The organism is Bacillus sp. BS3(2021) (genome assembly GCF_021043345.1).
In the GTDB taxonomy this organism is placed as follows: domain Bacteria; phylum Bacillota; class Bacilli; order Bacillales; family Bacillaceae; genus Bacillus; species Bacillus paralicheniformis.
Genome location: NZ_JAJNDM010000001.1, coordinates 934,312 through 947,378 on the forward strand (window position 1 = coordinate 934,312; position 13,067 = coordinate 947,378).

General features: G+C 46.5%; 16 protein-coding genes. 12 read left to right on the forward strand and 4 right to left on the reverse strand.

Translation table 11 applies throughout. From position 1 onward, the window contains the following. Positions 1-16: 16 nt before the first annotated feature. The 4 genes from LQ247_RS04605 to LQ247_RS04620 all read left to right on the forward strand — a co-directional run bounded on the left by LQ247_RS04605 (position 17) and on the right by LQ247_RS04620 (position 3,239). On the forward strand, positions 17-1,234 hold the full coding sequence (locus LQ247_RS04605) for a NupC/NupG family nucleoside CNT transporter (protein ID WP_020452827.1): 1,218 nt from the start codon (positions 17-19) through the stop codon (positions 1,232-1,234). A 126-nt stretch (positions 1,235-1,360) separates the two neighbouring features. Then, the gene (gene dapF / locus LQ247_RS04610; protein ID WP_079289236.1) at positions 1,361-2,218 is read left to right on the forward strand and encodes a diaminopimelate epimerase; all 858 of its coding nucleotides are present in this window, start codon (positions 1,361-1,363) and stop codon (positions 2,216-2,218) included. A gap of 73 nt (positions 2,219-2,291) precedes the next feature. After that, entirely contained in the window at positions 2,292-2,657 is a 366-nt protein-coding gene (locus tag LQ247_RS04615) for a HesB/IscA family protein (protein WP_020452825.1), read from the forward strand. Positions 2,658-2,759: 102 nt separating this feature from the next. Continuing rightward, positions 2,760-3,239: a GNAT family N-acetyltransferase gene (locus LQ247_RS04620; RefSeq protein WP_020452824.1), complete on the forward strand. Its 480-nt coding sequence runs from the start codon at positions 2,760-2,762 to the stop codon at positions 3,237-3,239. A 104-nt stretch (positions 3,240-3,343) separates the two neighbouring features. Here LQ247_RS04620 and LQ247_RS04625 read toward each other — a convergent pair whose 3' ends face one another. Further along, complete coding sequence (locus LQ247_RS04625; RefSeq protein ID WP_020452823.1) at positions 3,344-3,568, reverse strand: cold-shock protein; 225 nt, start codon at positions 3,566-3,568, stop codon at positions 3,344-3,346. A gap of 142 nt (positions 3,569-3,710) precedes the next feature. Here LQ247_RS04625 and LQ247_RS04630 point away from each other — a divergent pair, with 142 nt between their 5' ends. Next, positions 3,711-3,911, forward strand: coding sequence for a hypothetical protein (locus tag LQ247_RS04630; protein ID WP_020452822.1), 201 nt, complete (start codon positions 3,711-3,713; stop codon positions 3,909-3,911). Between the two features lie 34 nt (positions 3,912-3,945). On the opposite strand, the gene yumC is transcribed toward LQ247_RS04630, so the two are convergent. After that, positions 3,946-4,944 (reverse strand): ferredoxin--NADP reductase 2, encoded by a 999-nt coding sequence (gene yumC, locus LQ247_RS04635; RefSeq protein WP_035337619.1) that lies wholly within the window; start codon positions 4,942-4,944, stop codon positions 3,946-3,948. A gap of 357 nt (positions 4,945-5,301) precedes the next feature. Between yumC and LQ247_RS04640 the strand changes: the two genes are divergently transcribed. From LQ247_RS04640 to LQ247_RS04655, 4 genes are all read left to right on the forward strand, one after another. After that, positions 5,302-6,519: an NAD(P)/FAD-dependent oxidoreductase gene (locus LQ247_RS04640; RefSeq protein ID WP_026580067.1), complete on the forward strand. Its 1,218-nt coding sequence runs from the start codon at positions 5,302-5,304 to the stop codon at positions 6,517-6,519. A gap of 189 nt (positions 6,520-6,708) precedes the next feature. Beyond that, positions 6,709-6,837 carry a YuiA family protein gene (locus tag LQ247_RS04645; RefSeq protein WP_023856176.1) on the forward strand — a complete coding sequence of 43 codons (129 nt, stop codon included), beginning with the start codon at positions 6,709-6,711 and terminating at the stop codon, positions 6,835-6,837. Between the two features lie 74 nt (positions 6,838-6,911). After that, complete coding sequence (locus LQ247_RS04650; RefSeq protein ID WP_011198260.1) at positions 6,912-7,232, forward strand: YuiB family protein; 321 nt, start codon at positions 6,912-6,914, stop codon at positions 7,230-7,232. A gap of 134 nt (positions 7,233-7,366) precedes the next feature. Next, positions 7,367-8,032: a 3D domain-containing protein gene (locus LQ247_RS04655; protein WP_023856175.1), complete on the forward strand. Its 666-nt coding sequence runs from the start codon at positions 7,367-7,369 to the stop codon at positions 8,030-8,032. Between the two features lie 43 nt (positions 8,033-8,075). Here LQ247_RS04655 and LQ247_RS04660 read toward each other — a convergent pair whose 3' ends face one another. Next, a complete protein-coding gene (locus LQ247_RS04660; protein WP_003184918.1) occupies positions 8,076-8,552 on the reverse strand; it encodes a divergent PAP2 family protein in 477 nt (158 codons plus the stop codon). 165 nt (positions 8,553-8,717) lie between these two features. Here LQ247_RS04660 and LQ247_RS04665 point away from each other — a divergent pair, with 165 nt between their 5' ends. Both LQ247_RS04665 and LQ247_RS04670 read left to right on the forward strand, forming a co-directional pair. After that, the gene (locus LQ247_RS04665) at positions 8,718-10,208 is read left to right on the forward strand and encodes a leucyl aminopeptidase (RefSeq protein WP_020452817.1); all 1,491 of its coding nucleotides are present in this window, start codon (positions 8,718-8,720) and stop codon (positions 10,206-10,208) included. Between the two features lie 152 nt (positions 10,209-10,360). Then, positions 10,361-11,689: a Na+/H+ antiporter family protein gene (locus tag LQ247_RS04670; RefSeq protein WP_025809768.1), complete on the forward strand. Its 1,329-nt coding sequence runs from the start codon at positions 10,361-10,363 to the stop codon at positions 11,687-11,689. Between the two features lie 78 nt (positions 11,690-11,767). Here the strand turns inward: LQ247_RS04670 and LQ247_RS04675 are convergent, their stop codons facing one another. Further along, positions 11,768-12,364 (reverse strand): biotin transporter BioY, encoded by a 597-nt coding sequence (locus LQ247_RS04675; RefSeq protein WP_144498854.1) that lies wholly within the window; start codon positions 12,362-12,364, stop codon positions 11,768-11,770. 103 nt (positions 12,365-12,467) lie between these two features. Here LQ247_RS04675 and LQ247_RS04680 point away from each other — a divergent pair, with 103 nt between their 5' ends. Beyond that, the gene (locus LQ247_RS04680) at positions 12,468-13,061 is read left to right on the forward strand and encodes a sulfite oxidase-like oxidoreductase (RefSeq protein WP_059231512.1); all 594 of its coding nucleotides are present in this window, start codon (positions 12,468-12,470) and stop codon (positions 13,059-13,061) included. Positions 13,062-13,067 lie beyond the last annotated feature (6 nt).

Here is a 13,067-nt window from a genome sequence, read left to right on the forward strand (position 1 = left end):
AATAAGAGGTGTGGTCATGAACATTTTATGGGGACTTCTTGGTATTCTGGCGATTTTCGCGATTGCTTTTCTGCTTTCTGAGCACAAGAGTAAAATTAACATAAGAACGATTTTAATCGGTTTGGCGATGCAGCTCCTGTTCGGATTCATCGTTCTCAAATGGGAAATGGGGCGGGAAGTGTTTCTTTCGTTTACGAAAGCCGTTCAGCATCTCGTCAATTATGCGAATGAAGGAATCAGCTTTCTCTTCGGGCCTCTCTTGCAAGTAGGCGACAGCGCTGCCTTCGCTTTAAGCGTTCTTCCTGTTATCATCTTCTTTTCATCGCTGATTGCGGTTCTTTACCACTTACGGATCATGCAAGTCATCATCCGCTTTATCGGCGGCGGATTGGCAAAACTGCTCGGAACAAGCAAAACGGAATCTCTTTCTGCAGCTGCCAATATCTTTGTCGGACAAACTGAGGCGCCGCTTGTGATTAAGCCGTTTATTGCAAACTTAACAAAGTCGGAGCTGTTTGCCGTTATGACAGGCGGACTCGCATCAGTGGCCGGTTCTGTTTTGTTCGGTTACGCCCTTCTTGGGGTTCCTCTCGAATATTTGCTTGCAGCGAGCTTTATGGCTGCACCCGCGGGCTTGATTATGGCAAAAATGCTTATTCCCGAAACTGAAAAATCGAAAATTGAAGAAAAAGATATTCAAATGGCTGAAGACGAAGACGCAGCAAATGTCATCGATGCCGCTGCAAAAGGGGCATCAACAGGTCTTTCTCTTGCTTTGAATGTCGGTGCGATGCTCCTTGCATTTGTTGCTTTGATTGCCGTTTTAAACGGAATTCTTGGAGGAATCGGCGGATGGTTCGGTTTTAAAGACCTTTCGCTTGAATTCATTCTCGGCTATGTATTTGCACCTCTCGCCTTTGTCATCGGCGTCCCTTGGGATGAAGCAGTTCAGGCCGGAAGCTTTATCGGTCAAAAGCTCGTACTGAATGAATTTGTCGCTTATTCCAATTTTGCTCCGATGTTTGATCAGCTTTCCGTCAAAACCGCTTCGATTATCAGCTTTGCGCTGTGCGGTTTCGCAAACCTGTCTTCTGTGGCGATTTTGCTCGGAGGATTGGGAGGAATGGCGCCGAACCGCCGTTCCGATATCGCCCGTCTCGGCTTGAAAGCCGTTGCTGCCGGAACATTGGCCAACCTTACAAGCGCGGCGATCGCCGGTATGTTTATCGGATAACATGATAAAAGCTCCCTGCAAATGAACGCAGGGAGCTTTTATGTATGAAAAACGGGGGATAGCCATATTGTATCCATCCCTTTCAGCTTTTATACTAGAAGAAAGTAAAAAAATGTGGAGGCGGCTATGAATTCTTTTCGTTTTACTAAAATGCACGGCTTAGGAAACAGCTATATATACGTCAATCAGTTTGAAGAACATCTCCCTGAGGAGCTGTTGTCAGATTTGGCCGTCAAAGTGTCTTCCGTTTACACCGGAATCGGTTCAGACGGAATGATACTCATCTGTCCTTCAGATCAAGCGCCGGTTAAAATGAGGATTTTCAACAGCGACGGATCTGAAGGCAAAAACTGCGGAAACGGTTTGCGCTGCGTTGCAAAATACGCGTATGAACATAAACTGGTGAAGGAAACATCCTTTTTAATTGAAACTCTTTCAGGCTTGGTAAAGGCTGAGATTGAAGTGAAGGAAGGAAAAGTTGTATCGGCTACAGTCGATATGGGTGAACCGCGTCTTCTCAAATCAGATATGCCAATGCGTGGTGAACAGGGGTCGGAGACGATCAATGAAAAGATGATATTCGGCGGCCGGGAAATGAAAGGTACCGCTGTATCCATGGGCAATCCCCACATCGTCTTTTATTTAGACGATATTGAAAAAGCGCCGCTTACGTCGATGGGACCGCTCATTGAAAAAGATGAAAGGTTTCCGGAAGGGGTTAACGTAGAATTTGTTGAAGTCGAAAACGACAAAGAACTCCATTTCCGTGTATGGGAAAGGGGTTCAGGAATTACCCAGGCATGCGGAACGGGCGCCTGCGCAGCCGCAGTGAGTTCGATACTCAACGGCTATTCCAAACGAGACACGGACATTATCGTCCATCTCGCCGGCGGCGATCTGATCATTAATTGGAAAAATGACGGTCGTGTCATGATGACAGGACCCGCTGAAACGGTATGTGAAGGCGAGTTTTTTATATCATGAGTCGGTCCGTTTGAGAAATCGGACGTGCGACTTTATAATAAAGTACACATGAGCTTTTAGGAGGTGTGATGTTATGAGCGAAAAAACAGTTACGGTCACGGAAGCGGCTGCTCTTCATATCAAGGATATGATGAAAGAGCATGAAGAGGAGAACGCATTCTTGAGAATCGGAGTAAAAGGCGGCGGATGCAGCGGTCTGTCATACGGCATGGGTTTTGAACACGAAAAAAACGAAGACGACAATGAATTCGTCCAGCATGGAATCACAGTGCTTGTAGATCAAGAAAGCCTGGATATTATGAACGGTACGGTCATTGATTTTAAACAATCGATGATGGGCGGAGGCTTCACCATCGATAATCCAAATGCCATCGCTTCATGCGGCTGCGGATCATCATTCAGAACCGCAGTGAATGCAGGGAAGCCTGAAGAGTGCTGACATATTGGCATCAGGTCAACGATATGGAATGAGAAAAACGCCTTTCATTGCGATGCATCATCGTGACGAAAAGGCGTTTTATTATGATCTGGGGGGAAAGAAATGAAACTCGTATCAACGCTCGGCTTGTCAAAAGCGGACGTTACCGCGTTTTTTCATAAGCATTGGGGAAGTCCGGACATGGTCAATTCACACGGAACATTCCGCTGCGATGAATTGGAAGGATTCGCTGTGACAGATGAAAAAGGCGATATAAAAGGCCTGATTACGTACTTCATCGCCGGAAACGAATGTGAAGTCGTCTCCTTGGACAGTATTGCCGAAAACAAAGGGATCGGCTCACTCCTTTTAAACGAAGTGGAACGTGCTGCAAAGCGAAAACAGTGTCAATCGATTAAACTGATCACGACGAACGATAATATGCGGGCGTTTATGTTTTATCAAAAGAGAGGCTATACAATGGCCGAGCTGTATGTAAACGCAGTTGAAGAAGCAAGAAAAGTAAAGCCTGAAATTCCCTTTGCCGCTGATAACGGCATTCCGATTCGGGATGAGATTCTTTTGGTAAAAGATTTAACATAATCTGTTTTCCGCTTCGCTCGGGAAATGCCGGAAGGAAGCAATGCAGCCACCCCGCTCAAGTGCTGAGCAAGGTTTTTGCAACGGGGCTTCCGGAACAATCGTGTTTATTTCTGGTTAAAGATTCGGTTGAGATTGCTCGTGTTGTTGGTGATTGAGGTGATATAGCGGCTTCCGCTTACCATTTCCTTGTTGCACAGAGGGCATAGAGGGCGATCGCTGCTCGTGAAATTTTTTCTCATCCATCCGTTGCAGTCCTCAGCGGTACATTCCCACGTACTGATATCTTCCTTTGGCAAAGGCTCTTGATTGCGATTGTTGTAGTAAGACATATCGTCACTTCCTAACAAGGGTTTTTTGGAGTTCATTTAAGAATATTTTGTGAATCTTAAGACATTCTATTCGTCAATTTGTTATTCTATACTGGACAGGTTTATTTAGAGTCCAAGCCCAGTAAAGAAAAGGGGTTCAACCATGGAAAAAATCAACTGCAGAAGCTGCGGCGGGCTTACGCCTTACGATTCAAAAGTCTGTGAAGCATGCGGCTGCGAAAAACCGCTTCCAAAAGCACAGAAAATTACGGACCGGATTGTCTTGACTGCGGCGGGAGTGGTCGGTATCTTAACGATTGTGCTGATTTTGGGAACGATCTTCTCATATTTGAATATCATATAATGAAAAGGAGCCGGTGTCAGGCTCCTTTTCATTTTTATTTGTTTTCAAACATGCTTGTAGAGTGCAGCGGCTGCACGCGCGCTTTAGGATCCATGTAAGCTTTTGCATTATTGACAGCGGTCGGTGCTTCTCCAAATCCGCTGGCAATCAGCTTGACTTTTCCTTCGTATGTGCAGATGTCGCCGGCTGCATAGAATCCCTCGATGTTCGTTTCCATTGTGGACTTGACGACGATCGAATTTTTCTGGATTTCAAGCCCCCAGTTTTTGATTGGTCCGAGAGATGAAACAAAGCCGAAGTTGACGATCACATCGTCGACATCGATGATTTCTTTTCTCTCGCCTTTCACTTCCTCGATGACGATCTGTTCAATCCGCTCGGCGCCGATCAGTTCGGTCGGAACAAACGGTGTCAGCACATTGACTTTTGAATTGTGCAGGTTTTCGACGCTGTGTTCATGTGCGCGGAATTTATCGCGGCGATGAATAATTGACACCTCTTTAGCGATCGGTTCCAGCATGAGCGCCCAGTCGACGGCGGAGTCGCCGCCGCCCAACACCGCAACGCGTTTGCCCGCAAATTGATTCAGATCATCTATAAAGTAATGAAGGTTTGCATTCTCGTATTGAGCCGCAGATTCAAGCTCGAGCTTTCTCGGCTGGAATGCTCCGTTTCCGGCAGTAATAATCACCGTTTTAGAATAGTGGATTTCTTTGTTGGTGACGAGCTTGAAAATGCCGTCTGCTTGTTTTTCAACGCTTTCGACAGCTTGTTCCAGACAAACGGTCTGATCAAATTTCGCCATTTGCTCTTTTAAATTGTCGACCAGCTCCTGAGCGCGGATTTTAGGGAACCCGGCTACATCGTATATGTATTTTTCGGGATACAAAGCGGACAGCTGACCGCCTAGCTGCGGCAGGCTTTCGATAATTTTGACGCTCGCTTGCCGCATTCCGCCGTAAAATGCGGTAAACAAGCCGACAGGGCCGCCCCCGATAATTGTAATGTCATATACTTTTGAGTCTTCACGCATGAAAATAATGCCCCCTAAATGAAAATTGTTCTTAATTATATCATATCACATAAAATAAATACGAGCGCGTCTGTTTTTTTAAGATCGGAAAATATTACCGTCTGATCTAAAGTCTGCCGCCCGAGCATATTTAACCTTGAAAAAGCAAAAGCGAGCGGCTATGATGTAGTTGTGAACATTTTGTTAAAGATTCGTGAATATTTTTCGACGCACAGCCGAAAAACATTCCGTTGTTCGGCAAATTAAAGTGAAGGGTTTCACAAACTTTTTTTCATAAAAAGCCTGAAGCCGGCAGAAGATAACCCAAAGGCTATTTTTAATCCGGCTTAGCAGTAAAATACAGAAAAGGTGGATGTGATTCCGTTGAATAAGCCAAAAGTAGTAGTATTAGGTGCAGGTTATGGTGGATTAATGACCGTTACGAGACTTGTTAAAAAAATCGGCGTCAATGAAGCGGATGTTACGCTTGTCAACAAGCACAATTATCATTATGAGACAACCTGGATGCACGAAGCGAGCGCAGGTACACTTCATCATGACAGATGCCGCTATCAGATTAAAGACGTCATCAATACATCCCGTGTCAATTTCGTTCAGGATACGGTAAAGAAAATCGATAAAGAAGGAAAGAAAGTCGTCCTTGAAACCGGCGAGCTTAGTTACGACTATCTTGTCGTAGCGCTGGGGGCCGTCCCTGAAACTTTCGGAATTTCTGGATTGAAAGAGTATGCTTTCTCCATTTCAAACATCAACTCGTCCCGGCAGCTTCGCGAGCACATTGAATATCAGTTTGCGACGTATAACACAGAAGCCGAGAAGCGCCCGGAACGCCTGACGATCGTTGTCGGAGGAGCGGGTTTTACCGGCATTGAATTTTTGGGCGAATTGGGCAACCGCATTCCTGAGCTGTGCCGCGAATACGATATCGATCGCCAGCAGGTTCGTTTAATATGCGTGGAAGCCGCGCCGTCCGTTCTCCCGGGCTTTGATCCTGAGCTTGTCGATTATGCGGTCAACTACCTTGAAGGAAAAGGCGTTGAATTCAAAATCGGCACGGCTGTGAAAGAATGCACGCCTGACGGAATCATCTGTGGAAAAGACGATCAGACCGAAGAAATCAAAGCAGGCACTGTCGTATGGGCCGCAGGTGTCCGCGGCAACCCGATCATAGAAGAATCAGGCTTTGAAAACATGCGCGGCCGTGTGAAGGTAAAACCTGATCTGCGCGTTGAAGGCCATGATGATATATTTGTAATCGGAGACTGCTCGCTGATCATAAATGAAGAAACCGAAAGGCCTTATCCGCCGACTGCGCAGATTTCCATGCAGCAGGGCGAAACGTGCGCAAACAATTTGGCCGCACTGATTCACGGCAAAGAAACGGAAACGTTCTCATTCGATAATAAAGGCTCTGTCGCTTCTCTCGGCGAACATGATGCAATCGGCGTCGCATTCGGGAGAAAGATGACGGGAACGACGGCGTCCATGATGAAAAAAATTATCGACAACCGCTCGCTGTTCCTGATCGGCGGGCCGGGACTTGTTCTGAAAAAAGGAAAGTTTAAATTTTTCTAAGCGGAATCGAAGCCTGCAGCGGAAGCTGCGGGCTTTTTATTCGGGGTTAAAAACTTCAAAAACGAAAGAAAAAGGAAGAAAGCTTAGCTTTTAAGCGCTTACATCAAATGATCTGTTATATTTTCTGACTTTATTATTGACAATGTTCATGATATATTATCAGAAAATTAAGAAAAAGGTGAGTATCTAATGAAGACGACATCAACCCATCGCCTTGAATCAACCTGTCCATTTTGTTCGGGAAAAGGCTATTTTCAGCTTCTGCTCGGTGGTTCGGAAACGTGCAACAACTGCAAGGGAACGGGAAAAGACCGCTGATCGCCGCTTTCCAATGATTGACTCAAGTTCCTTCCCCAATGTACACTAAAAGAGGTGAATTGGGGGTGGAGGCTTTGATTAGTTTACCAGTTGTCATCATTTCAGTTGTCTTATTTTTCGTCCTGTTTTTCGGCATCGGTTTTCTGCTGAATATGCTGCTCAGGATGTCATGGATCATGGCTGTCATTTATCCAATTGTATGCCTTTTCATTGTGAATAAAGAAAAGCTGATTCGCTATGTAGAGGCGCCGGGAGAGGCATTTTCCGGCCTTTTTGACAGAGTGGCTTCATTGGCTGCTGCCGATATCATCATTTTAGCCAGCGGAATGGCGGGAGCCCTGTTGTCGGGTGTTACGATTAAAGCGTTGCGAAAAAGGGGATATCAAATGTTTTAAGCCTTCTTCTTCAAGGGAGAGGGTTTTTTTGAATTTAATTTTTTCACTTTTCTTAAAATTTTTCCGCCATCTGAATATTTCTGTTTCCGCTTGGAAACAACTAGATGGTGAGAGGAGTGGAAGATTTGAGAAAAGTGATGACAATGTTCCGGCGTTTCTTGATGACAGTTTTGTTTGTCTTTGCTTTTATGACGACCTTCTTTGCCGTTTCAGGCGTGGAAGCACAGGACATATCCAGCTGGGCGAAAGAACGCGATCTGTCCTTGAAACAGCTGATGCTCACCTTTAAATCACTTCCGAAAGAAAAAGCGGAAAAAACGTCTCTGTCTGCCGCAGAACAAATTAAAAACAAACCGAAATCGCTTGAAGATGCCTTTGACTGGACCAAGTATCCGAAGCAAAAAGTCACCGCGACCGGATATACAGCAGGGGCGGAATCGACGGGAAAACAGCCTCATCATCCAGATTACGGGATTACATATTCGGGAGTCAAAGTTAAAAGAGATTTATATTCAACCGTTGCTGCCGACCCGTCGGTCTTTCCGATCGGCACGATATTGTTCATACCGGACTACGGCTATGGCGTTGTTGCGGACACCGGATCAGCCATCAAAGGGAACCGGCTTGATTTGTACTATGAGACGGTTGAAGATGTTTATAAAGAGTGGGGCAAAAAAACACTTGATGTGTATGTCATTAAAAAAGGAAACGGCACCATTACCGAAGAGGATCTCCTGAAACTGAATGAAAATAAATCGATGCAAGTATTCAGACAAAAATATAAAATGGCGAAAGAATAAGAAAAAACGTTTAAGACCTGTGCGTCTTAAACGTTTTTTTGCTCTACATCAATAAGTAATCGAGAAGCAGCGTCAGGGCAATGCCGGTCAAACCGCCGAAAAAAACTTCAATCGGCTGATGGCCGAGCAGTTCCTTCAGCTTCTTCTGTTTTTCTTCCTGATGGCTTTTAGGGAAATCCTTCGCTTCGTTGACAAAGCGGTTGAAATCGCGGACAAGCCGGTTGATCACTGTTGCTTGTTCTCCGGCATGTCTTCTCACTCCGGTTGCATCAAACATCGTAATAACGGCAAATATTGCGGAAACGGCGAACAAAGAAGAATCCATCCCGTGATCAAGAGCCACGCCGGTTGAAAGCGCCGTAACGGCTGCTGAGTGTGAGCTCGGCATTCCGCCAGTGCTTGTGACGAGCCGCCAATCCCATTTTTTAGAGACGACAAAGTAAATGGGCACCTTGATAAACTGAGCGAAAAAGATCGCGGCAAAGCTCGCCAGTAAAGGAAAGTTTGTGAGGATTTCCATTTTGCAGAACATCCTTTCTATAAAGAAAATAGAGATGAATTCAAAAAAGCACGCAGTTATTTGCTAAAATATATAATATGAAACCCCATCGGGAAAAAATGTTTTTCCTATTATAACATTGTTGTTTCAATTTTACTCACTTTGCTGATAAGGAGCTGTGAACGCATGTTTTATGCCTTTAAAGACTTCGAAAAAAAAGAAACGCTTTTAATCGGACTGTTTAAAAAAAGCCAGCTGTACGGGAAGGCGGAAGAAATCGACCGCCTTTTGGACGGCCAGCTTTCTCAGCTGCTGAAAGACGGGGATGTATCTTCCAAAAAAACGAAAGTGTCTAAAATATTTACCCCTTCCCTTCAGGGAGTCAAACGCATCTATATCGTCGGATTGGGCCGTGAAGCGGAATTTACCTTCGAGGATGCGAAACAGTGCTTTGCCGAAGCTGTTCAGCAGATTCACAAAGATCGAAAGCAGGAGTTAACCGTCATGCTCGACAGCTTCGTATCTGAAGAGGTACCAGCCGCTGACGCCGCGCATGCATTGGCTGAATCGTGCATGCTGTCATGCTATGAAGTGCAGGATTACAAGCACAGAGCAAATGTACCTGATCAATGCCTGCAAAGCGTCTATGTTTTGACAGACCATGACCTGAAGGAAATTCAGGCGAGTCTGCATGTCGGGCAGGTGTACGGAAATGCGACGAATTCGGCGAGAACCCTCGTGAACATGCCGGGGAACATGCTGACAGCGGCGGATCTCGCGTCATACGCCGCTGAATTGGCAGCAAAATACGAATTTGAATGTGAAATTCTCGAAAAGGCTGAAATGGAAGAGCTCGGGATGGGCGGTCTCCTCGCGGTCAACCAAGGATCAGAAGAGCCGCCGAAAATGATCGTCTTAAAATATCAGGGAAAGGAAGCATGGGATGATGTCATCGGTTTAGTCGGCAAAGGGATCACGTTTGATACCGGCGGCTATTCGATTAAGACGAAGAGCGGCATTGTCGGCATGAAGTCAGATATGGGCGGAGCCGCCAGCGTTTTGGGAGCGATGGAAGCGATCGGTGAATTAAGGCCGGAACAAAACGTGCTTGCCGTGATCCCATCGACTGATAACATGATTTCGGGAAGCGCAATGAAGCCGGACGATGTTATCGTTTCCTTGAGCGGCAAGACGATTGAGATCTTGAATACGGACGCCGAAGGAAGGCTGGCGCTCGCTGACGGACTGACATATGCAAAGCACCACGGAGCCTCCGTGTTGATCGATGTCGCGACACTGACCGGAGGTGTCGTCGTAGCTTTGGGAACGGAAACGACAGGCGCGATGACAAATCATGATCCGCTTTATCAGCAGGTGAGACAGGCGGCTGAAGAAGCGGGAGAAGCGATTTGGCAGCTTCCGATTACAGAAAAAGACAAAAAAAGAGTAAAAAACAGCCAAATGGCCGATCTTAACAATTCACCGGGCAGGGAAGGCCATGCGATTATGGCCGGAACGTTCCTCGGTGAATTCGCCGAGCGGACGCCATGGGTTCACCTTGACATCGCCGGAACGGCAACGACATCTCAAAGTTCATGCTTTGGACCGAAAGGCGGAACGGGCGTGATGGTAAGGACGCTTGTCACGTTTGTCGAGCGGTTTTCGGATCAATTGTAGGTTTTTATCCCCTTTGACAGAAGGGGATTTTTTTTATGAAAAATACAGAAGAGCCTCATTGACGCATTCATAAAACATGTGGTAATATACGTTCATTACTTTAATTATCTACTACATTAGCAAACTAAAGCGTTTGTTCGGAGGTTTCAAATATGAATGCAGTTGTGATTGCTGTTATTGTCATGCTTATATTAAGCCTGCTGCGAGTCAATGTTGTTCTTGCCTTGATTGTGGGCGCTCTTGCAGGAGGTCTGACGGGCGGTCTCGGTCTCGGCCAGACGGTCAGCGTATTCACGGAAGGACTCGGCGGGAACGCAACCGTCGCTGTCAGCTACGCGCTCCTCGGCGCATTTGCGGTCGCTTTGACGAAAACGGGTCTTCCGGATGCCATGGTTGAAGCTGCTGTCAAGCTGATCGGCAAAGAAGGCGATACAAGGCGCAAAACCCTTTCAAAAGCGCTGATCGTCTTCGTGATTTTAATCATTTCTTGTATGTCTCAAAATATCGTTCCGGTTCATATCGCATTTATCCCTGTTTTAATACCGCCGCTATTGAAAATTTTGAATGAGCTGCAAGTGGACCGCCGCCTGATTGCGTGTGCGATGACATTCGGATTGACAGCTCCGTATGTTTTGCTTCCCGTCGGCTTCGGTCAGATTTTCCAGGGGATTTTGAAAGACAATATGAAAGATGCCGGCCTTTCGGTCACATTGGCTGATATTCCGATCGCCATGATCATCCCGATCGCCGGGATGATTGCCGGTTTGGCTGCTGCTGCTTTTGTGTACCGCAAACCGCGCACGTACGAAATGAAGGAAATCGCCGGTCAAAAATCGGCGGCTTATACGAAAAAAAGCCTTTCGATTGCCGCTTTGGCCATCGCTGTATCACTAAGCGTACAGCTTTATTTGTCTCAAAGTTTAGACGTCGACGGAATGATCTTCGGCGCGCTCAGCGGTTTGGCGGTCTTGTTTTTAAGCGGAGCGATGAAGCGCGGCGAAGCGGACGAATTGATCACAAACGGCATGAACATGATGGCGTTTATCGGATTTGTGATGCTGGCCGCAGCCGGTTTTGCCAATGTGCTTGAGAAAACGGGCGATGTCAAAGCCCTTGTTGAAGCGTCAACAGGTTTCATCAGCAATAATCAAGTGATCGGCGCATTGCTGATGCTGATTGTCGGTTTATTGATCACAATGGGGATCGGTTCATCATTTGCGACGATTCCGATTATCGCAACGATATTTGTGCCGCTTTGCATGCAGCTTGGCTTCAGTCCGATGGCGACCATCGCCATTATCGGGACGGCAGCGGCTCTCGGAGACGCCGGTTCACCTGCGAGCGACAGCACGCTTGGCCCGACATCAGGATTAAATGCAGACGGACAGCACCACCACATTTGGGACACTTGTGTTCCGACATTCATCTTTTATAATATTCCGCTGATTTTGTTTGGCTGGATCGCGGCGATTGTTCTTTAAAAAAATTCCCCTCACTTTGAGGGGAATTTTTTTCTATGTTTGTTAAAATAAAAAGAGAACCGCACCGCCTGCTCTTAATCAATAGGTCGGGTTTCTTCTGAAGCCTGCGCCTTTTTGAACCGCCCGGAAAACCTTTGAGGTGAGCGCGGCGAGCAGAACGGAGAATGCCAAGTCTTTCACGAAGAACCAGGTCATCATCTTCCAAACGGCTGAATAAGACAACGGTGTATTGAGCCAAGTTGAAAACGCGAGATACGTATAATTGACGCCAATCAGATAAATGATTAGTGTACCGATCAATGAAGCTGTGAAAAAGTGGCCTGTTCTCGGTTCTGATACTTTGTCCGTGATCCAGCCCGCGGCATATGCGGCAGGAATGTAGGATAGAATAAATCCGGCGCTTCCTTTGAAAAGAACGGAAATACCGCCTGAAAAAGAAGCGAATACAGGAGCGCCTACAAAGCCGACTAACGCATAAACGATCATGGATAGCGCACCTAATTTGCGGCCGAGCAGAAGCCCGGCAAGCAGACAGAAGAAAGGCTGCATCGTAAGCGGAATACCGCCGATTTGCAGAAACGGGGCAAACGAAGTGATATTAGCGCCGATCCCCATGAGGGCGGCAAACATTCCGACAAGCGCCATATCAGCGGCGCGAAGTTTCTTTTTATTCATGATCTTTGTTCCTCCTCAGTGATTCAACACAACCTTATCGTAAGAGATCGTAAAATAGTTTGTCAACCGCTTTTTGAACAAAGTTAACAAAGGGGGGTCTTTCGTGTTTTTTGGAAAAACAAAACCGCACAAGTCCGACAGGGTGCCTCCAAACCAAAATGTCACGACATCTTTTCCTGTTCTTCATGCAGGCGATGTTCCGGAATACAAAGACCTCTCAAAATGGAATTTGCAAGTCTACGGACTTGTCGAACAGCCGCTCCTGCTGTCTTTGAATGATCTGCATGACATGCCGCAGAGCGAAGTGTCCAATGATATTCATTGTGTAACAGGCTGGTCCAGGCTCGATAATGTCTGGGAAGGGATCAAAACAAAGGAGATCGCTGAAAGAGTAAAGCCGCTTCCCGAAGCCAAATTTGTCATCTTGCATGCAGAGGAAGGCTGGACGACGAATGTTCCGCTCGAAGACTTCTTAAAGAATTCGTCTCTTTTGGCTCATTCCCACAACGGCGCCCCGCTCACACCGGAGCACGGTTTTCCGCTCAGAGCGGTCATGCCGCATCTGTATTTTTGGAAAAGCGCCAAATGGCTGAGGGGCATTCAGTTTACAAAGGAAAACCATCCGGGCTTTTGGGAGAAAAACGGGTACCATATGAGGGGAAATCCTTGGAAAGAAGAAAGGTACAGCTTTGATTAACGGGGG

Bases quoted from the DNA above. Each gene is read 5' to 3' on its own strand.
- LQ247_RS04615 (WP_020452825.1), top strand. From the start codon at position 2,292: ATGAGCGAAAAAACAGTTACGGTCACGGAAGCGGCTGCTCTTCATATC.
- LQ247_RS04670 (WP_025809768.1), top strand. From the start codon at position 10,361: ATGAATGCAGTTGTGATTGCTGTTATTGTCATGCTTATATTAAGCCTG.
- LQ247_RS04660 (WP_003184918.1), bottom strand. From the start codon at position 8,552: ATGGAAATCCTCACAAACTTTCCTTTACTGGCGAGCTTTGCCGCGATC.
- LQ247_RS04675 (WP_144498854.1), bottom strand. From the start codon at position 12,364: ATGAATAAAAAGAAACTTCGCGCCGCTGATATGGCGCTTGTCGGAATG.
- LQ247_RS04625 (WP_020452823.1), bottom strand. From the start codon at position 3,568: ATGTCTTACTACAACAATCGCAATCAAGAGCCTTTGCCAAAGGAAGAT.
- LQ247_RS04645 (WP_023856176.1), top strand. From the start codon at position 6,709: ATGAAGACGACATCAACCCATCGCCTTGAATCAACCTGTCCATTTTGT.
- yumC (WP_035337619.1), bottom strand. From the start codon at position 4,944: ATGCGTGAAGACTCAAAAGTATATGACATTACAATTATCGGGGGCGGC.
- LQ247_RS04620 (WP_020452824.1), top strand. From the start codon at position 2,760: ATGAAACTCGTATCAACGCTCGGCTTGTCAAAAGCGGACGTTACCGCG.
- LQ247_RS04605 (WP_020452827.1), top strand. From the start codon at position 17: ATGAACATTTTATGGGGACTTCTTGGTATTCTGGCGATTTTCGCGATT.
- LQ247_RS04630 (WP_020452822.1), top strand. From the start codon at position 3,711: ATGGAAAAAATCAACTGCAGAAGCTGCGGCGGGCTTACGCCTTACGAT.
- dapF (WP_079289236.1), top strand. From the start codon at position 1,361: ATGAATTCTTTTCGTTTTACTAAAATGCACGGCTTAGGAAACAGCTAT.
- LQ247_RS04665 (WP_020452817.1), top strand. From the start codon at position 8,718: ATGTTTTATGCCTTTAAAGACTTCGAAAAAAAAGAAACGCTTTTAATC.